At 40.9% G+C, this 25,114-nt stretch carries 28 protein-coding genes and 2 tRNA genes; 15 read left to right on the top strand and 15 right to left on the bottom strand.

The window, feature by feature from the left end; all coding sequences use genetic code 11:
• Window positions 1-213: 213 nt before the first annotated feature.
• Window positions 214-1,707: a BCCT family transporter gene (locus tag BM378_RS00925; protein WP_227006820.1), complete on the top strand. Its 1,494-nt coding sequence runs from the start codon at window positions 214-216 to the stop codon at window positions 1,705-1,707.
• 182 nt (window positions 1,708-1,889) lie between these two features.
• Here BM378_RS00925 and BM378_RS00920 read toward each other — a convergent pair whose 3' ends face one another.
• The 3 genes from BM378_RS00920 to BM378_RS00910 all read right to left on the bottom strand — a co-directional run bounded on the left by BM378_RS00920 (window position 1,890) and on the right by BM378_RS00910 (window position 5,111).
• Window positions 1,890-2,441, bottom strand: coding sequence for a sigma-70 family RNA polymerase sigma factor (locus tag BM378_RS00920; protein ID WP_074988272.1), 552 nt, complete (start codon window positions 2,439-2,441; stop codon window positions 1,890-1,892).
• A 658-nt stretch (window positions 2,442-3,099) separates the two neighbouring features.
• Window positions 3,100-3,936 (bottom strand): S-formylglutathione hydrolase, encoded by an 837-nt coding sequence (gene fghA, locus BM378_RS00915; RefSeq protein WP_074988271.1) that lies wholly within the window; start codon window positions 3,934-3,936, stop codon window positions 3,100-3,102.
• A gap of 53 nt (window positions 3,937-3,989) precedes the next feature.
• Window positions 3,990-5,111 carry an S-(hydroxymethyl)glutathione dehydrogenase/class III alcohol dehydrogenase gene (locus BM378_RS00910; RefSeq protein ID WP_036968764.1) on the bottom strand — a complete coding sequence of 374 codons (1,122 nt, stop codon included), beginning with the start codon at window positions 5,109-5,111 and terminating at the stop codon, window positions 3,990-3,992.
• 108 nt (window positions 5,112-5,219) lie between these two features.
• On the opposite strand from BM378_RS00910, the gene BM378_RS00905 reads away from it, so the two are divergent.
• From BM378_RS00905 to BM378_RS00880, 6 genes are all read left to right on the top strand, one after another.
• Window positions 5,220-6,101 carry a LysR family transcriptional regulator gene (locus BM378_RS00905; RefSeq protein ID WP_083422847.1) on the top strand — a complete coding sequence of 294 codons (882 nt, stop codon included), beginning with the start codon at window positions 5,220-5,222 and terminating at the stop codon, window positions 6,099-6,101.
• Window positions 6,102-6,190: 89 nt separating this feature from the next.
• Entirely contained in the window at window positions 6,191-7,408 is a 1,218-nt protein-coding gene (locus BM378_RS00900) for a lipoprotein-releasing ABC transporter permease subunit (RefSeq protein ID WP_074988269.1), read from the top strand.
• Entirely contained in the window at window positions 7,401-8,099 is a 699-nt protein-coding gene (lolD, locus tag BM378_RS00895) for a lipoprotein-releasing ABC transporter ATP-binding protein LolD (RefSeq protein WP_036968755.1), read from the top strand. Before BM378_RS00900 ends, lolD begins: the two co-directional genes overlap by 8 nt.
• On the top strand, window positions 8,089-9,333 hold the full coding sequence (locus BM378_RS00890) for a lipoprotein-releasing ABC transporter permease subunit (protein ID WP_074988268.1): 1,245 nt from the start codon (window positions 8,089-8,091) through the stop codon (window positions 9,331-9,333). Before lolD ends, BM378_RS00890 begins: the two co-directional genes overlap by 11 nt.
• A 17-nt stretch (window positions 9,334-9,350) precedes the next feature.
• Window positions 9,351-9,881, top strand: coding sequence for a DUF924 family protein (locus BM378_RS00885; RefSeq protein ID WP_074988267.1), 531 nt, complete (start codon window positions 9,351-9,353; stop codon window positions 9,879-9,881).
• A 103-nt stretch (window positions 9,882-9,984) separates the two neighbouring features.
• Window positions 9,985-10,431, top strand: coding sequence for a DUF4826 family protein (locus BM378_RS00880; protein ID WP_065979860.1), 447 nt, complete (start codon window positions 9,985-9,987; stop codon window positions 10,429-10,431).
• A gap of 68 nt (window positions 10,432-10,499) precedes the next feature.
• Here the strand turns inward: BM378_RS00880 and BM378_RS00875 are convergent, their stop codons facing one another.
• The 12 genes from BM378_RS00875 to BM378_RS00820 form a co-directional block, all read right to left on the bottom strand.
• Window positions 10,500-10,958, bottom strand: a complete 459-nt coding sequence (locus tag BM378_RS00875) for a GNAT family N-acetyltransferase (protein WP_036968745.1) — start codon at window positions 10,956-10,958, stop codon at window positions 10,500-10,502.
• 12 nt (window positions 10,959-10,970) lie between these two features.
• On the bottom strand, window positions 10,971-12,116 hold the full coding sequence (locus tag BM378_RS00870; protein ID WP_074988266.1) for a cupin domain-containing protein: 1,146 nt from the start codon (window positions 12,114-12,116) through the stop codon (window positions 10,971-10,973).
• A 269-nt stretch (window positions 12,117-12,385) separates the two neighbouring features.
• A complete protein-coding gene (gene purB, locus BM378_RS00865; protein ID WP_036968740.1) occupies window positions 12,386-13,756 on the bottom strand; it encodes an adenylosuccinate lyase in 1,371 nt (456 codons plus the stop codon).
• A gap of 33 nt (window positions 13,757-13,789) precedes the next feature.
• Window positions 13,790-14,392: a high frequency lysogenization protein HflD gene (hflD, locus tag BM378_RS00860; protein ID WP_036968737.1), complete on the bottom strand. Its 603-nt coding sequence runs from the start codon at window positions 14,390-14,392 to the stop codon at window positions 13,790-13,792.
• Window positions 14,392-15,492 (bottom strand): tRNA 2-thiouridine(34) synthase MnmA, encoded by a 1,101-nt coding sequence (gene mnmA / locus BM378_RS00855; RefSeq protein ID WP_074988372.1) that lies wholly within the window; start codon window positions 15,490-15,492, stop codon window positions 14,392-14,394. The genes hflD and mnmA overlap by 1 nt, the downstream gene beginning before the upstream one ends.
• A gap of 209 nt (window positions 15,493-15,701) precedes the next feature.
• Window positions 15,702-16,136: an NUDIX hydrolase gene (locus tag BM378_RS00850; RefSeq protein ID WP_036968734.1), complete on the bottom strand. Its 435-nt coding sequence runs from the start codon at window positions 16,134-16,136 to the stop codon at window positions 15,702-15,704.
• Window positions 16,129-16,776 (bottom strand): rRNA large subunit pseudouridine synthase E, encoded by a 648-nt coding sequence (locus tag BM378_RS00845; RefSeq protein WP_074988265.1) that lies wholly within the window; start codon window positions 16,774-16,776, stop codon window positions 16,129-16,131. Before BM378_RS00845 ends, BM378_RS00850 begins: the two co-directional genes overlap by 8 nt.
• Window positions 16,776-17,105, bottom strand: a complete 330-nt coding sequence (gene tusE / locus BM378_RS00840; RefSeq protein ID WP_036968729.1) for a sulfurtransferase TusE — start codon at window positions 17,103-17,105, stop codon at window positions 16,776-16,778. The genes BM378_RS00845 and tusE overlap by 1 nt, the downstream gene beginning before the upstream one ends.
• 3 nt (window positions 17,106-17,108) lie before the next feature.
• A complete protein-coding gene (tusB, locus tag BM378_RS00835) occupies window positions 17,109-17,375 on the bottom strand; it encodes a sulfurtransferase complex subunit TusB (RefSeq protein ID WP_065979864.1) in 267 nt (88 codons plus the stop codon).
• Window positions 17,372-17,728: a sulfurtransferase complex subunit TusC gene (gene tusC, locus BM378_RS00830; RefSeq protein WP_074988264.1), complete on the bottom strand. Its 357-nt coding sequence runs from the start codon at window positions 17,726-17,728 to the stop codon at window positions 17,372-17,374. The genes tusB and tusC overlap by 4 nt, the downstream gene beginning before the upstream one ends.
• On the bottom strand, window positions 17,725-18,078 hold the full coding sequence (gene tusD, locus BM378_RS00825; RefSeq protein WP_065979866.1) for a sulfurtransferase complex subunit TusD: 354 nt from the start codon (window positions 18,076-18,078) through the stop codon (window positions 17,725-17,727). Before tusD ends, tusC begins: the two co-directional genes overlap by 4 nt.
• Window positions 18,079-18,133: 55 nt before the next feature.
• Window positions 18,134-18,799: a Bax inhibitor-1/YccA family protein gene (locus tag BM378_RS00820; RefSeq protein WP_036968718.1), complete on the bottom strand. Its 666-nt coding sequence runs from the start codon at window positions 18,797-18,799 to the stop codon at window positions 18,134-18,136.
• 257 nt (window positions 18,800-19,056) lie between these two features.
• Here BM378_RS00820 and BM378_RS00815 point away from each other — a divergent pair.
• The 8 genes from BM378_RS00815 (at window position 19,057) to nhaC (ending at window position 25,074) form a co-directional block, all read left to right on the top strand.
• A tRNA-Ser gene (locus tag BM378_RS00815) sits at window positions 19,057-19,147 on the top strand.
• Window positions 19,148-19,189: 42 nt separating this feature from the next.
• Window positions 19,190-19,280 (top strand) — tRNA-Ser (locus BM378_RS00810).
• 141 nt (window positions 19,281-19,421) lie between these two features.
• Complete coding sequence (locus BM378_RS00805) at window positions 19,422-19,817, top strand: hypothetical protein (protein WP_074988263.1); 396 nt, start codon at window positions 19,422-19,424, stop codon at window positions 19,815-19,817.
• Window positions 19,818-19,942: 125 nt separating this feature from the next.
• Window positions 19,943-20,404 (top strand): free L-methionine (R)-S-oxide reductase MsrC, encoded by a 462-nt coding sequence (msrC, locus tag BM378_RS00800; RefSeq protein WP_036968713.1) that lies wholly within the window; start codon window positions 19,943-19,945, stop codon window positions 20,402-20,404.
• A complete protein-coding gene (locus BM378_RS00795) occupies window positions 20,401-20,679 on the top strand; it encodes a hypothetical protein (RefSeq protein WP_036968711.1) in 279 nt (92 codons plus the stop codon). The genes msrC and BM378_RS00795 overlap by 4 nt, the downstream gene beginning before the upstream one ends.
• Window positions 20,680-20,693: 14 nt before the next feature.
• A complete protein-coding gene (proQ, locus tag BM378_RS00790; RefSeq protein WP_036968708.1) occupies window positions 20,694-21,347 on the top strand; it encodes an RNA chaperone ProQ in 654 nt (217 codons plus the stop codon).
• A gap of 27 nt (window positions 21,348-21,374) precedes the next feature.
• Window positions 21,375-23,399: a carboxy terminal-processing peptidase gene (prc, locus tag BM378_RS00785; protein WP_036968705.1), complete on the top strand. Its 2,025-nt coding sequence runs from the start codon at window positions 21,375-21,377 to the stop codon at window positions 23,397-23,399.
• A gap of 196 nt (window positions 23,400-23,595) precedes the next feature.
• On the top strand, window positions 23,596-25,074 hold the full coding sequence (gene nhaC, locus BM378_RS00780) for a Na+/H+ antiporter NhaC (protein WP_065979868.1): 1,479 nt from the start codon (window positions 23,596-23,598) through the stop codon (window positions 25,072-25,074).
• Window positions 25,075-25,114: the final 40 nt, after the last annotated feature.

Raw genomic sequence — 25,114 nt, 5'->3', positions numbered from 1 at the left:
AGCTCCTAAATCGTGTAAGAAAATTTAGTTTAAAAGAGCGTATTTAACTCTATAACTCTACTTATAAATACATTTTAAGGGACATGTAGCCGCGTTGTAGTGATTCAGTATTGGTATAATTTACGCGTTAAAGGTAATAATTCACACTTTTGCCTGTTTGTATCAACGCCGTGCTGACAGTATTCTTAATGCGCTCACTTTTTAGGCTTAATCTTGAAACACTCTATCTCTTCACTTGAAAAAACGGCACTGGCTATTTGCTTGACTGTTGCACTGATCGCTGTTGTTTTACCTAATTTAATGACAGAACAAGTTCAGCCGATGATTTCTAAAGCATTGGCACACATAGGCAGCGGCTTCTTTTTGTTAATTAACTTTTTATTATTTGCAGTAATAATACTTGCGTTTAGTCCATTGGGAACTCGTAAAATAGGGGGTGAGAATGCACGCATTGAATATTCAAATTTTGGGTGGTTTGCCATGCTTTTTGCTGCGGGAATGGGCTCTGGATTGGTTTTTTGGGGAGTCGCTGAGCCTGCGCTGCATTCATTGAGCCCACCCTTAAAGCAAAGTTTATACCCCGATAGATTAGCAAGTAGTCTTGCATTAACGCTGGTCAATTGGGGCGCACATGCGTGGGCATTATATGCGGTGTTTGCCATCGTGTTAGGTGGTTTAACTCAATACAGCGGTAAATCCGGTGACATGTGCGCGCCTGTAATGAGTGCAATTGGCAATAAGGTAGATAAACAGGGGCAACTTACTCTCTGTTTTGTGGTTAAGTTGATTGCCGTATTTGCCATTTTTTTTGGTGTGGTTGGTACCATTGCTAATTCTACATTACTGATCAGCAAAGGAGTTGAGCTTGAGTTAAACATAACTTCGCCGGCTTTAATTGGCTCTCTAATAGTGGGGGTGCTCTTCATTATCTATACCGTATCGGCAAAGTTTGGTATTAGGCGCGGTGTGCAATCGTTAAGTATATTTAATGTAATTTTGGCGTTTACTCTATTAATTTGGCTTTTGTGTGTCGTGCCTATAGCGCCAATTATACAGATAGCCTTAGATGGTACAGGTTATTACATACAACTGCTTGTAACGGGTACTTGGCAGTTTGATAGCCAGTTAAATAACTCAGATTGGGCGAATCGATGGACCTACAATTACTACTTTTGGTGGTTAGCATGGGGGCCCTTCGTGGGTGTTTTTTTAGCGAGAATTAGCCAAGGACGAGCTGTTTGGCAGTTTGTTTTAGCTGTTGTCTGCATTCCCACGGTTGTAACAATTATTTGGTTTTCTGCATTTTCTGGTGCAGCAATTGAATGGGATAAACTGAATCAATCGGGTATTTTATTGGCTATAAAAGATGATTATAGCCAAGGGCTGTTTGTTTTTTTTCATCAATTAGGTTGGCAAGGTACGGTATTTATTTGGGCTAGTTTGCTGCTGTTACTTGTGTTTGTTGCGACATCAGCAGACTCTGCAATTTTAGTCATTAAGCAGCTAGTGGAGCGTGAAAACTCGCAGGGGATTACTTTATATGCTTGGTGCTTAGCTTTGTTTCTATGTAGTTATGTATTGTTGCTTCAACACGATGAGCTACTAAATAGAAGTGTAGCGATTCTTGGGGCACTGCCTTTTTTGATAATTTTTATTTTACAGCTTGTTGGGTTTTTAAAAGAATTTGTTCGTGACTTGTGTAAGTAAGCTATTCAACATTTTTTACAGTCGTCATTGATTGTTAGTTATTTGTAAGAGGTGGTTAAAGAAGAGTCGCAGTGAGTGTGCCGCAAAATTTTGTCACGGTGAAAGCGTGTGAGGAAATCCCGTCTTGCTGGCTGACTCTTTAAAGTAAATAGTGAGTGCCGGCTTCTAAGTGATCTAATAGGCTAGCTATCTACGCTGCAACCGCATTGATTCTTACACTCTGCATCCATGCCCTGTGCTGCGAAGGTAAAGTTACAGCACGCTTGTAATTTAGTTTTAAGTTGTTCGCGACCGCGTTTGATGCGTGATTTAACCGCTGGCAGGCTCAATTTATATTTGTCGGCAATTTGTTGTTGTTTGAGTTGCTGCAACTCGCTGTCGATAAGTATGTTGCTAACATGGGCGGGTAAATCTTGAATTAACGTGTTAATACAGCGGTTGAGTTGCTGCTCACTGTAAGCCGCTGCCCAGTCTACCTCAGGCGCATGCAGTTGCTCTAGTTCGTCGCTACTACTATTGGGACGTTTACTGCGGTAGTAATCAATTATGGCGTGACGGCAGATTTGATAAAGCCAGGGCTGTAGCTTGTCGGCGGCACTAAGGCTGTCGATATTGTTAAGCACTTTAATAAAGACATCTTGCAGTATGTCTTCAGCCATCGCTTGGTCGTTCACTTTGCTGGCGATAAATCCCAGCAGTTGCTGGTGGAATTGCTTCCAGATATTTTCAATCATAATTAGGCTTCGTCCATACTAAGGCATCAGCACCTAAGTGCTGTTGCCTTGATATTTATGACAGCTTAACAGCAGCTGTTTTTTGTATTTGGGTTACAGCTCTTACAATGGCAGGGCTGTAAGGTTTGGCACTCATTGTTAGCACAGTTGCAGTTACAATTACAGCTACTGTCACAGTCATTGTTACAGTTACTTTCATTGTTACAGACACAGGGCTCGTCGCAGTTACTGCTAGTATCGGGGTTACTGGTGTTGTTAGTTGTACTCATTATCTTGCTTCCTTATTTTGTGATTAAACATTCACTTCACTACTAGAGACGCAAGCGAGAGAAAAAGGATGCACGTATTTATCGCAGGGCGCTCACATTAGATTTTGCTTGCGCTTTAAATTAGGTGATTTCGTGAGGGGGTGAGGTGAAAATAGCTTTATTTACAATGGTTTGTTGTTGAATAAGTCTTAAAAATATAACTGCCATGTTGCAATAAAATCGACTTATAATTTTTGAGGATATACTGTAAAAGTTGTGGGTGAATATTATCAGCTACTTTATTCTCAGGTAAGTAAGATAGTAACAAAAAGCAAGGCTCCAACCGTTAGCGCCCATCTGTTTGCTTTGTTGAAAGCGTGTGAGGAAGTTATGTCCTCACACTAAGTACACTACAGGTGACGGTGATGAAACTCTAAATGTTCATCAATAAAGCTACTAATAAAATAGTAACTGTGATCATAGCCAGCATGCATATTTATTTCAGCGGGGTAATCTTTTTCATTGACGACCAAAAACAAGTTTTCTGTTTTTAGTTGTTCAACTAAAAAGTTGTCAGCTTCGCCTTGATCAATACGCAGCGGTAAATAATCTTCTGGGCTTGCTTGTTTCATGAGCTCGCAGCTATCGTAATTGCGCCACGCCGCTTTGTCAGTCCCTAAGTAATGACTAAATGCCTTTTCACCCCATGGGCAATTAATAGGGTTGACGATAGGGCTAAATGCGCTTGCGCTGACAAACTGTTTTGGATTTTTAAGCGCAATCATTAGGGCGCCGTGCCCTCCCATTGAGTGACCTGCAATCGCTTTTTTATCAGTAACAGGGAAGTGCGCTTCAATTAACGCTGGCAACTCAGTCACAACATAATCATACATATTGTAATGTACATTGTAGGGGGCTTGTGTTGCGTTAACATAAAAGCCTGCACCTTGACCAAAATCGTAGCTTTCGTCGTCAGGTACGGTGTCGCCACGCGGGCTTGTATCAGGTGCGACAATAGCAATACCCAGTTCGGCGGCTTTTTTAAAGGCACCAGCTTTTTGCATAAAGTTTTCATCAGTACAAGTAAGACCTGACAACCAATACATCACAGGTACTTTATTGGTTTCACTTGCACCCGGTGGTAAAAATATAGCAAAACGCATTGTGCAGTGTGTACTGCTCGCTTGATGCGTGTATTGCTTATGCCAACCACCGCTGACTTTTGTTGAGCTTATATTTTCGAGCATATCAGCATCCTTGAAAATGAAAGCGCCTTTTAAATCAAGGCGCTTATTAATGATTAGTAATGAATAACAGAGCGGATACTCTTACCTTCGTGCATTAAGTCAAAGGCTTCATTAATATCTTCAAGTTTCATTGTGTGTGTGATGAAGTCATTAAGTGCAAACTCACCTTTCATATATCGTTCTACGATTTCAGGTAATTCAGAACGGCCTTTTACTCCACCAAATGCGCTACCACGCCATACGCGGCCTGTTACAAGTTGGAATGGGCGTGTTGAAATTTCTTGGCCTGCGCCTGCAACACCAATAATAACTGATTCACCCCAGCCTTTATGACAACACTCAAGTGCAGAGCGCATTACGTTTACGTTACCAATACACTCAAATGAGAAATCGACACCGCCGTCGGTCATTTCAACAATCACTTCTTGAATTGGTTTATCGAAATCATTTGGGTTGATTAAATCTGTGGCGCCAAGCTTAGTAGCCAGTTCAAATTTGCTGGTATTAATATCAATACCGATAATACGACTAGCGCCTGCCATTTTTGCACCGATAATGGCAGATAAACCAATGCCGCCAAGACCAAATATAGCAACCGTGTCACCTTGTTGTACTTTAGCAGTTTTAGTAACTGCACCCATACCTGTTGTTACGCCACAACCAAGTAGGCAAATTTCTTCAAGCGGGGCTTCTTTACTTACTTTTGCGAGTGAAATTTCAGGAAGTACAGTGTATTCAGAAAACGTTGAGCAACCCATATAATGATAAATCGGTTGACCGTCTTTATAAAAACGAGTGGTGCCATCTGGCATTAAACCTTTACCTTGTGTTTCACGAACAGCTGAACACAGGTTTGTTTTACCCGATTTACACATTTTACACTCGCCACATTCAGCGGTGTAAAGAGGAATGACGTGGTCGCCGACTTCAACGTGAGTTACACCTTCACCTACAGCCTCTACAATACCGCCGCCTTCATGGCCGAGAATAGCAGGGAAAATACCTTCAGGATCTTCACCAGATAAAGTGAATGCGTCTGTGTGACAAACACCGGTTGCTACAATTTTTACAAGCACTTCGCCTTTTTTAGGCATCATCACATCGACTTCTTCAATCGATAGAGGTTGGTTTGGTCCCCAAGCAATTGCTGCTTTTGATTTAATAAAATCAGTCATAACGTTCCCTTATTTGTAGGTAGTAGATAATTAACATAGACTATTTTATTTATTTCTCAATGGATGATAATCTTCGATTTATTAAAACACTTTTACAGTATGGTAATAATGAATCGTTGGCATGGAATTGATGAGTTTTTAGCCGTCGCTGAAACAGGCAGCTTTACTAAAGCAAGTCGATTATTAGGGATGTCAGTGGCGCATGTCAGTCGCTATGTGAGCCAATTAGAAGAGCGTTTAAATACGCAATTGCTTACTCGGACAACACGCAAGGTGGTACTTACCCAAGAAGGTGAAGTGTTTGCTCATCAAACTAAACAATTGCAAAATGCGATGGACGACGCCACGGCACTTTTGGCTGAACAGCAACTGACGCCAAAAGGGACAATTAAATTAACTGCACCAGTGATGTATGGCGAAAGCTACATTATGCCTGCTGTCCATACATTTATGCAGAAACATCCTGATATTGAAGTCATTAGCTATTTGAGCAATGAACAAGTCAATTTATTAGATGAGGGATTTGATCTGGCGATTCGGTTAGGGCATTTAAAGGATTCATCATTAAAAGCCAGACGGATAAGTCAGCGACGTTTAGTGATTTGTTGTAGCCCAGACTATATCAATAACTATGGTCAGCCTCATAGTGTGAGTGAACTTCATCAGCACCACTGTTTAATTGGAAATAACAGTTACTGGCGTGTGAAAGATCAACTTCAAGATAAACATATTAAAGTGGCGGGTCGATTACAGTGTAATAGTGGCTGGGCTTTGGTTGATGCTGCTATTAAAGGTTTAGGCATTGTGCAGCTACCAGATTATTACGTGGATAAATATTTGCAGTCAGGTCAATTAGTCGCGGTGCTTTCCAATGTTGCCCCCGCACCTGAAGGCGTTTGGGGGGTATATCCGCCAAGGCAATTTATTGCAACGAATGTAAAAGCATTATTAGACCACTTAATAGAGACTGTTCAAGTATCAGATTTATAATTATTTTTTACAAATTCGATAATCCCATCATGGCTAAATATATGCTAACATGAGCGCATATTTAGCCCTTATAAAACCTATAATTACTTATGTTTCAACCTGTTAGCCTTTTTATAGGGCTGAGATATAGCCGCTCCTCAAAGGGCAACGCCTTTATCTCTTTTATTTCGTTTTTTTCTATTGCGGGCATTGCTATCGGTTTAATGGCTCTTTTTACCGTAAGCTCTGTAATGAATGGTTTTGAAAATAACCTCAAGACTAATATGTTAGGCTTGATCCCGCATATTGAAGTGGACGCTAAGTCACAGTCTAAAGAAGCCATGTCGCGTATTAAGTCACAGCTGTCGGAGTCTCCTGCTGTAAAACAAGTCAATTTGTATCGTCATGGAGAGGCTATTTTACAAACTAATCAAGACCTTCATGGTGTGCTCTTACAAGGCTTATATGACGATGGGAGCTCGTTATATAACATTAAAGAAAAAATAGTGGCAGGTAATTGGTCACTAGTCATGGATGAAAATTATCACATAGCAATAAGCCGTTATTTAAGTCGTAAACTGGGTATTTCGTTGGGTGATAAAGTACGAGTGATCATGCCAAATGCAAGCACCTATACTCCGCTTGGTCGAGTACCTAGCCAGCGTTTATTTACGGTTGCAGCGCTGTACGAAACACAATCTGAAATCGATATGTCACTTGCATTTACTAGCGGCTATTCATTGCAGCGTGTTTTAAAGCTCTCACAATCAGTTGCCCCGAATTTGAGTGTTTCTTTGCATGAACCATTTGCCGTTGAGCAGGTGCTTAAAAGTCATGCGTCTATATTTAAAGACGTTGAACACACAGACTGGCGCGATAGCCAAGGCACCTTATTCGCTGCGGTGGCCATGGAAAAGCGCATCATGTCTATGTTACTAGGATTAATAGTATTAGTTGCGGTGTTTAATATCGTCTCGGCTTTGACCATGATGGTGAGTGAAAAGCAAAGTGAGGTCGCTATTTTACAAACCTTAGGGCTAACACCAGCACAAGTACAAAATGTATTTATGATCCAAGGTCTGTATAACGGTTTAATTGGCACCAGCATTGGTGCATTACTGGGTGTGTTGTTTAGTCAGTACATTAATGAATTATTGAATATGTTTGGCATCAATTTACTCGCAGGCATGCGTTTACCTGTTAAATTTGATGTAGCCAGTTTAAGCCTAATTGCCGCCGGTAGTATTGCAATGAGCTTTTTAGCAACGTTGTATCCTGCCCGTAAAGCTGCAAAAGTGAACCCAGCAGAGGTATTACGTTATGAGTGAGTTAGTAATCAAGTGTCAGCAGCTTAATAAAGTGTATCAAGATGGCGAAAACCAAGTTGCAGTATTAAAAGGGGTCAACTTGAGCTTAGAGCAAGGTGAAATGCTCGCTGTTGTTGGCAGCTCGGGTTCAGGAAAAAGCACGTTACTACATATTTTAGGTACGCTTGATGGTGCCACAGACGGTAAAGTTGAAATTAAAGGTAAACAAGTCGGTAAACTAAATCGTAAGCAACAAGCTAATTTCCGTAATGAGAATTTAGGGTTTATTTATCAATTTCATCATTTATTAATGGAGTTTACGGCAGTTGAAAACGTTGCAATGCCGTTACTCATAAAGGGATTAAGTGCCAAGGACGCGACTGAAAAAGCACGGGTTATGCTTGATAAAGTAGGGTTGTCGCATCGTAGTGAACATAAACCATCGGCTTTGTCTGGTGGTGAGCGTCAGCGTGTCGCAATTGCGCGTGCATTGGTGACAGAGCCCGCTTTAGTGCTTGCCGATGAGCCTACCGGCAACTTAGATAAGCAAAATGCGATTAAAATATACGACCTCATTAAAGAGTTAAACAGCAGCTTAAAAACCAGCTTTGTGGTGGTAACACACGATTTAGAACTTGCTGATAAGCTTGGCAAGATTGCTTATCTTGACGATGGAAAATTAGCGATTAAAGAGTCTCAGCATGTTGCTTAGTGCGTTTATTTCGAAGCGTTTTAGAGCGCACTCAGGACACAAAGATGGGCAAAACGGTTTTGTTAGCTTTATAGCTAAAGCATCGACAATTGGTATTTTATTGGGCGTGGCGGTTTTAATCGTTGCCCTTTCGGTTATTAATGGTTTTGAGCAACAGCTTGTTCATCGTTTACTGTCTGTCGTGCCTCAGGTTGAATATGTTGCGCCGAATAAACCGATTAATAATTGGCAGTCAAAAGTAAGCCTACTTAACTCGCAATCTGGTGTAGTGGGAGCGGCGCCTTTTATTAGCGTGAATGGCATGGCGCAATTTAAAAGTGATTTAAAAGCTGTTGAGGTACGTGGAGTTGCTAGCGAATTTGAAAACCAAGTATCAGCGATTAATCAATTTACTCAAGGCCGACTGGTTAGCCAGCTGCAACAAGAAGATATTCTCTTAGGTCAGCAAGTTGTTAATAAACTAGGGCTGAAAATAGGGGATCCTGTTACTTTGTTAATCCCGCAAATTAACCAGCAAAGTAACACCTTGCTTGCGCCAAAACGGGTTAGTTTAAACTTGGCTGGCATTATTAACATGGGTGGACCTATTGATGAAACGGCTGCTTTTATTCGTTTAGATAAAGCACAATCAGTATTGGGTTTTAGTGAAGATCAGGTTACAGGTTTACGTTTAAAAGTGGATGATGTTTTTAATGCTCATCAAATCGCGATGCGTGTTGGCCAAGTTATCCCTGATTATGTGTATGTCTCGAGTTGGTTTAGAACGCAGGGCAGCTTGTATCAAGACATTCAAATGGTGCGCACCATTGTTTATATTGTGGTGTTTTTAATCATTGCTGTGGCGAGCTTTAATATCGTGTCATCTTTGGTGATGGAGGTACGCGAAAAACAAGCAAATATTGCCATTCTAAAAACCATGGGCGCACAAGACAGTACTATTTTAGCAACGTTTGTGATGCAGGGATTTACACAGGCGCTAATAGGGGTTGTACTTGGCACTATTATCGGTGTGATGGTGGCGTTAAATATCAGCGAATTATTTACTTGGCTGAGTAACCTTTTGGGCGACAACCCTTTACAAGGTGTTTATTTTATTGAGTTTTTACCCAGTAAATTAGTCTGGCAAGATATTGTGATCACCGTTATTGTGACCTTTGTGTTAGCGATACTGGCCACTTTATATCCTGCATGGCAAGCCACCCGTGTAGACCCAGCAAAAGTGCTAGGCAATTAAATGTAGGAGACGAGTGCATGGATAAGCAATCAGTTATTGATTTTTGGTTTAATGATTTAGGGCCTTCGGCTTGGTATCAGCAGTCCGATGAATTAGATAGGTTAATTACTGATAAATACGCACCGTTACTTTTGCAGGTAATAGCAGGAGAGTGCGCTAATTGGCGAGTCGATGCGATAGGCTCTTTAGCAGAAATCATTGTTTTAGATCAGTTCTCACGTAATATTTATCGCAATTCACCGCGTGCTTTTAGCCAAGATGCCCAAGCGCTAACTCTTGCTCAGCGTGCAATCGAATTAGGCTTTGACAAGGCACTACCGACTGAACAAGCAGCCTTTATTTATATGCCTTTTATGCACAGTGAATCAAAAGCGATTCATCAGCAGGCCTTACAATTATTTAGGGGCCTGCCTAATTATGAATTTGAACTAAAACACAAGTTGATCATTGATAGATTTGGTCGTTATCCCCACCGAAATGCCATTTTAGGGCGAGAATCAACGCAAGAAGAGCTGCAATTTTTAACGGAACCGGGCTCTTCCTTTTAACTTGGGTGAATAATATCCAAATGCACTTCGTTTACCCCTAAACACTTGCACAGCTCAATATTAAGCCTTAAAGTGTCTGAAATGTTGTAAAAGAGTAACCATCATGGAACAAAAACAAGCGAGACCATTAACACCTGAAGAACAAGCAGAAGCACAAAAGCAAAGTGTTATTTGGCAAAGAGAATGTTTCCAAAATGCACAAAAGCACTTAGCTGAAAAAGGTGTTATACCGCAAACTGTTGTTGAAAAAGAAAGCCGTTTTATTGCACCGCTAGTCGCAATTTGGAAGTTCAAAGCGCAAAATGGTAAAAGTTATTGGGTGATTACGGGTCGATTGCCTACCGATCATGCTGAAGCGGGCGCGGCTGCAAACCCACGCGAAGTCTTACGTTATTTCTCAATGCAGTGGCAATTAAAAGCAGATCAGTTGATGGAATCTGGTGCAACAGATAAAACGAAAGTTGATTTTGCTAACCTACTGATTAATCGCGCTCATGGTTTGTATGAGTTATTCGAAAAAGATGAAATGTGGCAGAATGAGCCCGCGTAATCGCATTTTAATTATAAAAAAAAGCTGAATAATTTTATTCAGCTTTTTTATGAAAATGACAAAAGTCACTAATGAACCATCGTGAATGGTCGCGTATCAAACTGTTTTATAGGGCAAAGCATTCGCTGTCTAGGAATACCCGCTTCCATAAATACTAAGCCATCAGCAGCAAAACCATTTCGTTTAAATCGTTCAACTTCATTTAAAATACAATTAATACTGACGCAATCACAGCCTTGCTTTTCAGCCATATTAACTAAGTAGGTTAGCAGTGATTTATAGACCGAACGGTTGCGATGCTCTGGTAAGACGGCAATGCGCCCAATCAAGCCATCATTACACAAACGCCCAGTGGCAACTGGGCATTTTCCATCGTCTGTAACGAGCACGTGATGGGCTGTTTTATCTAAATGATCAAATTCAACGTGTTTTGGTATATGAAGCTCATATACAAATACACGTTCTCTGATCCGTTGTAAGAGTTCCTTGTCGATACTCCATTCAACTTCGTCAATATGATACCCCATAAGCACACGCTCCTAACAAAACCAAATACCCTCATTTAAAAGTGTAGTAAATGTTTTTAAAAAGTCGTGGTTATTTTTTGAACTATTTATATCGTCTGCTGTCAGCCAGCTTTGGTCTGTAAGCCTTTTGATATCGGCAAGTGCACTCATTTCATGCAGGTAGTTTATACCGTTAACACTTAAAAGAACTTTATCATCAATAATTTGATAAATAGCGCGTGTACCACCTAAACGTTCAAAAACCAGCGTTTCATCAGTGAGCAGCTCACGTACTTGATCAACCGTGTAGGGCTCTTCTAAAGGCGCTAAGTCCATATCGTGTTTTGGTTGACTTAAACTGTTACCAAGCCAGGTTTTAAACACTGTATTATCATCGATGGCTGCGATCATGAGCTGTTTAATTTGCTCGGCTTCTAGGTTGTTTAGCTCACCTTTAGAATCGCGCAGTGTCAGCTTGCTATCGCCATAGCGTGTATTGCCAAGTTCAGTATCAATTAGGTGATCGGCAAATTGTGAGAGTAAGTCTCGTTGATTAGGTGCTCTAAAACCCACTGAGTAGTTAAGAGCATTTTCAACTGCATAGCCTTCATGTGGGCAACCTGGAGGAATATACAAAATATCGCCAGGCTCTAATACACAATCAATTACAGCAGGGAATTGTTCTACTTGAAGTAGACTTTTATTTTGAGCGAATTGTTTTAAGTTTGCATCAGGTAAACCAACACGCCAATGACGTTTGCCAAGACCTTGAATGATAAATACATCATATTGGTCTAGATGCGGACCCACGCCACCCCCTGGTGTTGAGTAACTTATCATCAGATCATCAATTCGCCAGTTTGGAATAAAACGAAATGGTTCAAGTAATTGAGCTGCATCTGCATGCCAATGATCAACGGCTTGTACTAGCAATGTGGCATTCTTTTCTGTTAGTAAGCTAAAGTCTTCGAATGGGCCGTGGTATGCCTGCCAGTCATCAGCATGATTGGTGATGATACGTGACTCAATGCTGTCTTCCATTGCAAGTCCAGCTAACTCCTCTGGCTCAATTGGATCTTGAAAATCACTAAAACCTTGTTTAATAAGTAGCGGTTTTTTCTGCCAATACTCGCTTAGGAATTGCTGCGGAGTAAGCGAATTAATAGTTAGTTGATACATATAGGTACCTAATACCAAGCTGTTGAGTTATACCAATGTGCAAAAATACTTAATCATCTTGAGTGATTAAACCAGTCGCTACCAGCGTTAAAATTTCTGATTTAGAACAACTAAATAACTAAATTTTTGCCTGTTATCAACGCGGTTTTATTGCCTCAAAATAAACCACTTAAGTAAGCAAGATGGTATTAATTGAGCAAGTTGGCATGATTAAAAGTAATAAAAAAGCGAAAGGAAGGCCTTTCGCTTTTTAAAGTCACATACGCAATTTATGCTAAGTTATCAATGAACTCAACAGCACGGCCAATATAGTTTGCCGGTGTCAATTTTTTCATTTCAACTTTTGCTTCTTCTGGTAAATCAAGACCATCAATGAAATCAGCCATGATTTCTTTGTTAACACGTTTACCACGTGTTAAGTCTTTAAGCTTTTCGTACGGCTTTTCGATACCGTATTTACGCATGACTGTTTGAATAGGCTCAGCAAGTAATTCCCAGTTTTGATCAAGTTCTTCTAAAAGGCGCGGTTCGTTAACTTCAAGTTTGCTAACACCTTTTAACGTTGCTTGATAAGCAATTAGGGTATAGCCCATGCCCACACCCAGGTTACGTAAAACGGTTGAATCAGTTAGGTCACGTTGCCAGCGAGATACAGGCAGTTTTTGCGCAAGGTGAGCAAAGATTGCATTTGCAATACCTAAGTTACCTTCAGAATTTTCAAAATCGATCGGGTTTACTTTATGTGGCATTGTTGATGAACCAATTTCACCCGCAATCGTTTTTTGTTTAAAGTGATTAAGAGCAATGTAACCCCAAACGTCACGGTCAAAATCAAGTAGCACAGTATTGAAACGTGCAATTGCATCAAAAAGCTCTGCAATATAATCGTGTGGCTCGATTTGTGTTGTGAATGGGTTAAATGTTAAACCAAGACTCGTAACGAATTGTTCAGCATGGTTGTGCCAATCGTAATCTGGGTATGCACTTAGGTGGGCATTGTAGTTACCTACTGCACCGTTGATTTTACCTAGCATTTCAACTTGAGCAATTTGGTCACGTTGACGCTTTAAGCGCATGTAGACGTTTGCAAACTCTTTACCCATTGTTGAAGGTGTTGCAGGCTGACCGTGTGTACGAGTCATCATAGCAACAGATTTATATTCAACTGCTTTTTCTTTTAAAGCATTTAGGAGTTGATCACAGTAAGGAAGTAACACTTTGTCACGCGCTTCAGTTAACATTAAACCGTGAGATAGGTTGTTAATGTCTTCTGATGTACATGCGAAATGAATAAACTCATTCACTGCGTTAAGCTCTGCGTTGTCAGCTACTTTTTCTTTCAGTAGATATTCAACGGCTTTAACGTCGTGGTTAGTTGTGCGCTCGATTTCTTTAACGCGTGCTGCGTCAGCTTCGCTAAAGTTATCAACAATGGCATTAAGTAAAGCATTAGCCTCGTCGCTAAATGCCGGTACTTCTGTGATTGCGCTTGCTGCAGACAAGGCTTGTAACCAACGAACCTCAACAGTTACACGGTATTTGATTAAACCAAATTCGCTGAAAATGCTGCGTAGTTCCGTGGTCTTGCTGCCATAGCGACCATCTACCGGAGAGATAGCGGTTAACGCTGAAAGCTCCATAATGACTCCTAAATTGTCTAGTTTGAACGATAATTAAATATACTGTTTAGCAATAGCGAGAATTTTTCTTTTCGCAAAGAAAAAGTGACGGCGTTTACCGCCCATTTGTCGCCATAACACGGCACTACGAATTCCGGCTAAAAGGAGAGCGCGGATTTTGTTTTGCGTGAGTTGCTGCTTTAATAACTCTGGCTTGCCGTACACTTGAATACGATGCCCAAGGGGGCTTAGCACCGATGAGTAAATATCGGCAAGCGCTGCGACCACGGTATCATCTGTGATTGCAAAATGGTCGAGGCGTCGTTTTACATCATCGATACGTCGACCTAATTCATTTAAACTGTTTTGTTTTGCACTTAATGCACGTTCTAACTGCATTAAGCCACCTACATACTTTACGATTTCAACGTCTTTGTCGGCGCCTGCTGAAAGCTGGGCAGTCAACACGCGATAACCCTCACGTAAATTATGTTTTCCCTGGTATACATCTTCAGGGGTATTCGGTGACGTTTCTACAATACAGTTGAGTAATTTTTCTAATTCGTGATCGCTACCACTGCCATATTGCGCTACTTTTTGAACCTGTTTAGCAACTTGACACATGGCGGCTAATGCCATGACTTGGTGCTCTGTCATTATTTGATCACCGAATCGATAATACCGCCACCGAGGCATACTTCGTCAGCATAAAAAACGGCTGATTGGCCTGGTGTCACTGCTTTTTGTGGCTCATCGAATAATACGCGTGCCATACCATCTTTACCAACCAGCAATGTACAGCTGATGTCTTCTTGGCGATAGCGTGTTTTCACTGTACAACGCGTCGTGCCTTTTGGCCCAACACGGTCAACCCAGTGAAGTTGGTTAGCATTTAAGCCATTACTGTATAAGCGAGGGTGATCTTTACCTTGACCAACCACTAAAACATTGCCTGTAATGTCTTTGTCTACAACATACCAAGGCTCGCCTGAACCTTCTTTCATACCGCCAATTAACAGGCCTTTTCGTTGGCCAAGGGTATGGTACATAAGACCTTCGTGCTCACCGACTTCGTTACCATCAGTGTCTTCAATTTTGCCCGGTTGTGCCGGTAAGAATTTTTGTAAAAAGTCTTTAAATTTACGCTCACCAATAAAGCAAATACCGGTGCTATCTTTTTTATCGTGCGTTATTAAATCTTGTTCTTCGGCAATGCGACGAACGTCTGGCTTGGCAATATCACCAACAGGGAAAAGTGTTTGTGCAATATGCTCATGACTTAGTGTGTATAAAAAGTAGCTTTGATCTTTGTTGTCATCAAGGCCACGGCACATAACATATTTGTCGTCTCGCTTTTCACGGCGCACATAATGACCCGTGGCGATATAATCGGCACCTAGCGCTTCAGCTGCAAATTCTAGAAAGGCTTTGAATTTAATTTCTTTGTTACACATGATGTCTGGATTAGGTGTGCGACCTGCTTTGTACTCTGCTAAAAAGTACTCAAACACGTTATCCCAGTATTCTGCTGCAAAGTTAACAGTATGTAGTTCAATACCTAGTTTATCGCACACGGCTTGTGCGTCTTTAAGATCTTCTGCAGCAGCGCAATATTCATCATTATCGTCTTCTTCCCAGTTTTTCATGAACAGGCCTTCTACTTGATAGCCTTGTTGCTTTAATAAATACGCTGATACAGAAGAATCAACACCGCCGGACATACCAACGATGACTTTAATGTGACTATTTTCGCTCATAATATTCGCTGTCATTTTTTAACTGCTGTGGAAAGGCCGATATTATATACCCAAACCACTTCAAGATGCGAGTTTCAGTTAGGATTAAACGTAATTTAGGAGCGCTATTGATTGCAAATAGTGGTTATTTGCTTGTTACTGTAATAAATCGCTTTTATTTAACAGTGTTAATCAAAACAATCGTCATTATTGGTAAATAACACGCGTCGTTATTGGTAAATCAGGCTCAGTGGATAGGCATGTCCTGCGAGATGATCTTCAATACACTTTAAAACCAGAGGGCTTCTGAGTGGCAGCTCTTTTATGGCGTCTAAGCTGAACCAGTGAGCGCTTATAATATCGCTATCAATAGGTGAAGGGGGGAGCTGCTCAGCGCAACTAAACGCAAAACTAAATCGCATGTAGTGTACACCATTTGTGGCATGCAGATTATAAATACCCACAAGATGTGAAGGGGAGAGCGTTAAACCCGTTTCTTCGTATAGTTCACGACTTGCTGCTTCGCTCACGGTCTCGTGTGCTTCTAAATGCCCTGCAGGTTGATTGTAACAAATTTCGCCTGTGTGTTTATCACGCTCTTTTACCAGTAAAAACTTGTTTTGACAGGTAACGATAGCGGCAACAGTGACATGAGGTTTATGCATCTGGGTTATCCACTACTTTATATTCGCCACTTGCTAATCCTGCAAGGGTATATTTGCCAATGCTGTAACGGATAAGTCTTAAGGTCGGGAAACCAACATGGGCTGTCATGCGCCTTACTTGACGATTTCGTCCTTCAGTTATTGAGATTTCAAGCCAACTAGTCGGAATGTTTTTACGCTCTCTTACCGGTGGTGTTCGAGGCCACAAGGTCGGTTCATCAATGCGTTTAACTTTGGCTGGTTTGGTCATGCCATCTTTAAGCTCTATACCTTTATTGAGCGCATAAATGGCTTCGTCGGTAACATCGCCTTCGACTTGCACCCAGTAAGTTTTAGCGGTCTTTTTATGTGGCTCAGTCAATGTGTGCTGTAATTTTCCACAATTGGTGAGTAGCAATAGGCCCTCGCTGTCTCTGTCGAGGCGACCTGCAGCATAAACGTCTTTGATGTTTATAAAATCAGCCAGAGTTTTACGATTTTGATCATCCGTAAACTGGCACAATACATCAAATGGCTTATTGAACAGCACAACTTTGCGTTGCTCTGGGCTTAAGGGTTCTTTTACTTCACGTTTTACTGTGGGTCTTGAATAACGTCGTCCATTACTGCGACGCGGTTTACTCGTAGGTTTGTGTGCCATTAAATACACCTTGCTGGCTTTGGTAAACCTGCAATTTTTGTAGCTTGCTTCGCAGGGCCTTTTGGAAACAGCTTATATAGATACATGCTGTTGCCTTTTTCTTCGCCGAGTTTTTGTGCCATTGCTTTTACTAGCATACGAATAGCTGGACTGGTGTTGTATTCTAAATAAAAGTCACGAACAAAATGCACGACTTCCCAATGCTGTGCAGTCAGGGTTATGTTTTCTTGCTCAGCAATTATAGGAGCCAGTGCTTCACTCCAATCTGCGCTGTTGAGTAAATAACCTTGTTTATCAGTGTCTATTTGTTTGTTATTAAATTCGAGCATGGTTTACCACGTGATAGTGTTTTGGCTAGTTAAAGTCAGTTCAACAAACTGGTTGTAGTCAATATCGACATCATATTCGCTAAGCGTAATGGCACGCGCAGTGGCATCTTCTTTTAATAAATGCAAAGCAGCAGAAAATTGTCTGTACTGTTTAATGTTGTAGCAAGCATCACCGACAAGCAGCACAGTGTCATCACTGCTGATTAAATTTTCAAGTGCATTGGTGCAGTAGTGCGACAAAGGTTTTGAAAAGATATGCAAGGTACTCATAGAGTCACCACCTGGTGCTGCTGACTTATTAAGAGGCGCTGCTGCTCAAAATTAGCGACTTTTACATCAATAATTAAATTATCTTTGGTTAAATTAAAATCCATCAGTGATTTTTCGCAAACGTAAATGTTTTCAACATCATATAACTCAAGCGTTTTAATGGTTTTAAAATAGTTTTTAATTCCCAATACTTCAGGTTTTTGGTGTTTTTTGAGTGCCAGTACAGCATCGCCACTGAGTAACCAACTAATATTTTGCTCAATGGCAGCAAATATCAGTGTGGTGTCGAGTGATTCACGCATATGCTGATCGTCAAACGGGCCATGTTGGCTAATTACTAAAATGTTCTTCATTTAAATTGCACCCATTTATCAGCATCCGCAGCGAGCATAGCAAACTCGGCCAGACCTGCGACGGTGAATACCCCTGTATTTTCGATGTCTAAACCACGCTTTTCTGCCGCGGTAACACACAGTAAAAGTGGGATACTTTTAGCGTTGAGTTCTTGCCATAAACGACTAACAGGTAGCTCGTCACTGGCGAGTTCTAAATGTTGACTGGCGTGATACACACCTGCTTGATACAAAAAAACAGCTGAAATTGTGTGCCCTGAATCAAGGCAAGCCTGTGTAAATTTAATCAGACGTTGCGTACAGTCATGATCCGTCGGTGCGGTGTGAAGTGAAAGTACAAATTGTGCCAAAACGCATCCAATAAAAAAGCCCCTAGAAAGGGGCTATTTTAACAGAACTATTTAATTAGTCATCACTTGCGCCAAGTAGATGTAGAAGCGAAGTGAATAGGTTATACACGTTTAAGTACAGTGCAACGGTGGCACGAATGTAGTTTGTTTCACCGCCGTTAATAATGCGGCTTGTGTCGAACAAGATTAAACCCGACATAATTAACACAACTGCTGCATTTATCACCATAAACGTGATTGAGCTGCCGATGAATAAATTGACTAAGCTTGCAATGATAACAACGATTAAGCCAACGGTTAAAAAGCCGCCCATAAATGAGAAATCTTTTTTGGTCGTTAGCGCATACGCCGATAAACCAAAGAAAATAAGTGCGGTTGAACCCAGTGCTTGCATAATAAGCATTGGACCATTTGGCATTGCTGCGTAGTAGTTAAGGATCGGACCTAAGCCTGCTCCCATCAACCCCGTAAAAACAAATACCCATGCAACACCCGATGCGCTATCTGCCTTTTTATGCACCACAAAAAGCACACCAAACGCAACTAAGCTAAATACTATACCCATAAAGTAAGGTAGGTTCATTGCCATTGAAATACCTGCAGTAATGGCACTGAAAGCCAGTGTCATAGCAAGTAAAAAATACGTGTTTTTTAGTACTTTATTTGTTTCAATGGTCGACATAACCGGTCTAGCGGTATTGTACGATTGATTAAACGCCATTGTTAGAGCTCCTTAAATGAACTGATATGTTCGTTAGTTCCAATAGTTAAACTGAACTAAGCCTATCAAGAGTTATATATTTGGGCAAACCTTTGTAGATCAATAGACACGATAAATAATAAAAAAGTTCAGATTGTTCACAATTTGGCTCGCATTGTGTTTTTGCTGAACGATTTAGTTGTTTTTTAATCACTTAAACAGTTTTTTGAAAAAAAAGCTTCACAAACTAAGCTGCCTTATCTATTATGCACGCCGTCGGAGAGATGGCAGAGTGGTCGAATGCACCGGTCTTGAAAACCGGCAGGGGTTTGTAGCCCCTCTAGGGTTCAAATCCCTATCTCTCCACCATTATTTTTACTACTGGCGAAAGCGAGTAGTTTTTCCGCACTCGGAGAGATGGCAGAGTGGTCGAATGCACCGGTCTTGAAAACCGGCAGGGGTTTATAGCCCCTCTAGGGTTCAAATCCCTATCTCTCCACCATTATAAAAGCCGCTGAATCTAATTCAGCGGCTTTTTTGTTTCTGCAGTTTTTAAATTACGACTATGGTCGATATTTCGTATTCTACCGAGTTAGTCCATGCTTAATACTTCTCGTATTATCTTTGTGAAATTAGGGAATTTATGAAACATCGTTTAGCAAAGAGTGTAGGACTTTCATTATTATCACCCGTCATTATTGGCTGTGTACTCGGTGTGTATTACGCATTGACGCTAGAAGGAAATGGCTGGCGTATCTTTTTCAATTTATTTATGAACGCGATTGCAAATGCACATATTGTTGGCCTTACAATGGCAGCATTTGTTGTGCCTGGTTATCTGCTTATGTACAAGTACGCAAAAGTAAACTATTCAGGCGTTCTTACTTTGGGTTTACTCGGGGGGGCTATTTTTAGTTACTTGCTAAGTGCGACATCAGGTATGGCGTTTATTGTAAATGTAATTATGTCTGCATTGGCCGCAGGATTATTTTTATTTGGCTTGCGACAGGGTCTACCATCTCAAACATCTCATCAATAGCAGAATATTTAATCAAGCTGACTGAAATTAAGGGCAAAATGTTTTTTTTTGCCCTTAAAAGGTTTCATTTATCGCCTACAAAGAGTACCTTTAGCTACTGTATGTTTAATAAGAAGTAGTTTGGTATGCAAAAGCAAGATTTTTACCAGTCATTAGTTAAACAAACTGAATCGCTGATCGCTGGTGAACCCAATGTCATAGCTAATATGGCGAATATTAGTGCGTTGTTATTTACCTCATTAGAGGATATAAATTGGGCGGGCTTTTATTTACTGGATTCGCCAGAAGAATTAGTGCTAGGGCCGTTTCAAGGTAATCCTGCGTGTATCCGTATTCCAGTTGGAAAAGGGGTATGTGGGACTGCGGCACAAACACAAGAAACACAATTAGTTGAAGATGTTCACGCTTTTGCAGGTCATATTGCTTGTGATGCAGCATCAAACTCTGAAATTGTTGTACCAATCTTCAAAGATGGTCACGTGTTTGCCGTGCTTGATATCGATAGTCCGAGCATCGGTCGATTCGATACTGATGATCAAGCTGGTTTAGAAGCATTGGTAAAATGCTTTGAGGCAAATCTGAAATGAAAGATCTGCTAAATGTGCAAGATTACCTTTTTGCCATTCACGATGTCGGTGATTGGGAAGGGGAAGAAGAAGTTGCAGCTGAAAGGCTCAACGACTTGATTCATATGGCTTGGGATCGTCTTCCAGATGACTTAGACTGTGAATCAATTGATGAAATTATAAATGGTATTTGGGAACACCTTCGCGGTGATTTAGCGCTTATTGAAGCGGACTTCGAAGAGTTAACCGACTGGGTAACACACTATGTCGATTCATCGCTCGATGAAAAGATGTAATAAAAGGTTCTAACATGGAAACCACAAACAAGCTAAAAGATATTAATGAAGTATTGGATTTCTTATACCAAGAATTTCCACAATGTTTTAAACAAAAAGACGGCATTCAGCCGCTTAAAGTGGGTATCTTTAAAGATATCGCTGAGCGCATTGAAGGTTCTGAGAAAGTCAGTAAAACTCAGGTTCGTCAAGCGTTAAGAAAGTACACCTCAAACTGGCGCTATTTAGAAGCCGTGACAAAGTCTGAGTTCCGTATTGACCTTGATGGTAATCAAGATGAAAAAGTGGAACAAGAGCACATTGAGCACGCTCAAAAAGCGTTAGAAGAAAGCCGCGCAAAAATGGCTAAACGCAAAAAAGCCCAGCGTCCACCACGTAAAGATGCAGACACAAAATCTTACAAAAAGAATGCGGGTTCGCACGCCAAAACAGGCGATAAAGGCGCTAGAGTTAACACTAAACCAGCTAAAGCTGCTCCTGCAAAACGTTCAGGAAAAGTTGAACCATTACCTGCCTCAGAGGTCAAGGTTAATAGCAAGGTTAAAGTTAAACTTGGCCAAGCACTTGTAAACGCAGTTATTACTGAAGTGAATAAAGATGAAGTTCACGTTGAGTTAGTAACAGGAATGCAAGTTAAGACCAAAGCAGACAGCCTGTATATCATTTAATAGCTGTAAAAAATAAAGGAGTTGTGTATGAGTAAAAAGTTTACGCTCATTCCGTTAGTCGCTGCCCTGTTTTCAGGTTCATTATTGGCTTCTACAGATAATTTAACTGCAGAAGATTTACCAGTACTCAAGCAAGAAAGCCAACATAGTACAGCAAGCAAACGGGTGACAAACTTATTTACTCGTGCACACTACAAACCCATTCGCTTTAACGATGAATTATCTGAACAGATATTTGATCGTTATATCGAATCCCTCGATTTTAATAAAAGTGTGTTTTTAGCGTCTGATATTGCTTCTTTCGAACAATATAAAGACCAGTTCGATAATGCGCTCTCTTCAGGGAAACTTGGGTTTGCCTTTGATATTTTTAATCTGAGCTTAAAGCGTCGTTTTGAGCGTTATGATTATTCTTTATCGTTACTTGAAAATGAAATGAAGTTCGATAAAGCAGATGAATATATGTTTGACCGTGAAGACGCTAAGTGGGCAACGACTCAAGCTGAGCTTGATGAATTGTGGCGTCAGCGCGTTAAATACGATGCGTTGCGTTTAAAAATGACCGGTAAAGATTGGCAAGGCATAAAAGAGGTCTTAACCAAGCGATACCACAATGCGCAAAAACGCTTAGTGCAGACAAACAGTGAAGATGCATTTCAAATTGTAATGAATTCGTTTGCACGTAGTATTGAAGCACACACATCTTACTTATCACCCCGTCGTGCTGAACAGTTCAAAATGGACATGGACCTTGAACTTGAAGGTATTGGCGCAGTATTAAGTTATGATGAAGATTATACCGTGATCCGAAGCCTAGTTCCGGGTGGTCCCGCTGACAAATCTGAACAAATTAAAGCCGATGACCGCATTATAGGTGTTGCTCAAGAGGGCGAAGACTTTGTTGATGTTATTGGCTGGCGTCTTGATGACGTGGTTGACTTAATCAAAGGCCCTAAAGGTACTAAAGTTCGCTTACAGTATCTAAAAGGGGCGGATGCTCATGGTACTCCGAAAGTTGTTGAGATAACCCGTGATAAAATTCGTTTAGAAGACCGTGCTGCTAAATCAGAAGTATTTGAAGCGAAATACTCAGATTTAACAAGTAAAATCGGTGTGATAGAAATCCCAGGTTTCTACAATAATTTATCGCAAGACGTAAAAGTTGAAATTGCGAAATTAAAAGAAGCGAAAGTAGATGGCATCATAATCGATTTACGCCAAAACGGCGGCGGTTCATTGTATGAAGCGACGCAATTGTCAGGCCTGTTTATTGATCAAGGTCCAGTCGTACAAATTCATACGTTAAACAACCGTATCGAAGAGCAAAAAGACCGCGATGGTGTCACTTTTTATGATGGCCCATTAACCGTTTTAGTTGACCGTTACAGTGCATCAGCCTCTGAAATATTTGCAGCAGCGATGCAAGACTATGGTCGTGCTATTGTGATTGGTGAGCAAACGTTTGGTAAAGGTACAGTACAACAGCACAAACCGCTGGGCCGTGCGTATGATTTATATGATCACCCACTTGGCAGCGTACAATACACAATTGCAAAATTTTATCGTATTAATGGCGGAAGCACGCAGCATAAAGGGGTGATCCCCGATGTGTCATTCCCCTCAGCGATTGACCCAGCAGACTGGGGCGAAAGTCAGCAAGACAATGCATTACCTTGGGACAGCATCATTCGCGCTAAATATAATTCAGTTGACGATTTGAAGCCTGCGATTGCTTATGTCAATAAATTACATGATGCGCGCATTGCCAATGAGCCTGAATTTGGTTATGTGTTCGATGACATTAAACGTTATCAAGAAGAGAAAGATCGAAAAACAATTTCACTTGTTGAAGCAACACGTATCAAAGAGAAAGACGAAGGCGAAGAGCGTGCGCTTGAGCGTGCTAATGAACGATTAGTTCGATTAGGTCACAAACCAGTGGAAAGCTTAGATGATTTACCTGATACGCTTGATGATCTCGACCCTTTCTTAGAAGAAGCCGCGTTAATTACGCAAGACTATATTAAGTATGGTCGGCTCGCGAAAAAATAAATACCTATAATTGGTTAATAAAAAGGCGCTTAGGCGCCTTTTTTACTGCCCAAAACGGGGCATCTTGTTATAATTGATTAATCTGGCTGTCTAAAATGTTCGTGGTCTAATTAATAAACATTAATCCAAGGCGTTCTTTAGGCAATCAAACAATAATAATTAAACACGCCACATAAGACGTGTAGGAGACTATCTTTTGAATTCAATTGAAGAGAAGCCGATCAAACAGGCCAGTTTTTTAGATGCCTTGATCCCCATTACTGTTCTCGTGTGCCTATTGGGTGCAGCTGTTTATTTATTCGGTGATAACTCATCATCGGGGCCAAATCAAATAGCCTTACTCTTTGCTACTTTTACTGCTGCCTTAATCGGTCTAAAAAACGGCTATACCTGGAAAAAGCTTGAACAAGCGATGATTGAAGGGATCACCTTATCATTAGGTGCCATTATTATACTGTTAATGGTAGGCGCATTGATTGGCACATGGCTGCTATCTGGAACAGTACCCACCTTAATTTACTATGGTTTACAAATTATCAATCCAAGTTGGTTCTATGCGGCTAGTTGTTTAATTTGTGGCATTGTTGCGATGAGTATTGGTAGCTCATGGACGACAGCTGCTACCATCGGTGTGGCATTATTAGGTGTTGCAACGGGGTTAGGACTTGAGCAGGTGGTGACTGCCGGTGCTGTTATTTCAGGCGCGTACTTTGGTGATAAGTTAAGCCCACTGTCGGAAACAACAAATTTAGCCCCTGCGGTTGCCGGAGCCGATCTGTTTGAGCATATTCATCATATGCTTTGGACCACGGTGCCTAGCTTTATCATTGCCTTAATTATTTTTATTTTTATGGGCTTTAATGCAGGTGGTTCAGCAGAAGCAGGCCGAATTGATGAAATCATTAACCTGTTAGAAAGCAACTTTAATATCGGGCTTGAAATGCTCGTGCCATTAGTCGTGTTGCTTATTCTTGCAATAAGAAAAATGCCGGCATTTCCAGCTATTTCAATTGGTGCAGTACTGGGTGCTATTTGGGCTATGTTGTTTCAATCAGATTTAATTAATAGTCAAATCGATACGTCACAAGGGCAGTTAATTGGCTATTTCAAGCTAGTATGGACAACATTTTTTGATGGCTTTAGCATCGATACGGGCGACGAAAAAATGGATTCATTGCTCAGTGGCGGCGGTATGGCCGGAATGTTAAACACAACTTGGCTAATTATGACCGCATTGATGTTTGGCGCCATTATGGAGAAAACTGGCTTGCTAGATATGTTTGTAAAAAGCATATTGAAAATAGCGAAAAGCACCGGCTCACTTATAACAGCGACAATTGCGACTTGTATCGGTACCAATGCAGTGGCGGCAGATCAATACATTGCTATTGTTGTACCAGGACGTATGTTTAAAGATGAATATGAAAAACGCGGTTTAAAACCGGTGAATTTATCACGTACTTTAGAAGACGGTGGCACCATTACAAGCCCGCTGATCCCATGGAATACGTGTGGTGCATACATGCAAAGCGTTTTATTAATTAACCCATTTGATTATGCACTTTACGCTTTCTTTAATTTAATTAATCCCGTACTCGCTGTTGTTTACGCATATTTAGGTATTAAAATTTTACGTATCGAACCAAAGCACGTTAAACAAACCAGCGCTGAATAATTCATGTTAGGCCCTGTTAAACAGGGCCATTTGGAGTCAA

This window comes from Pseudoalteromonas lipolytica, assembly GCF_900116435.1.
GTDB classification, from domain to species: Bacteria; Pseudomonadota; Gammaproteobacteria; order Enterobacterales; family Alteromonadaceae; genus Pseudoalteromonas; species Pseudoalteromonas lipolytica.
Note: the sequence above shows the minus strand (reverse complement) of the source record. Positions and strands in the feature narration are given on the sequence as shown.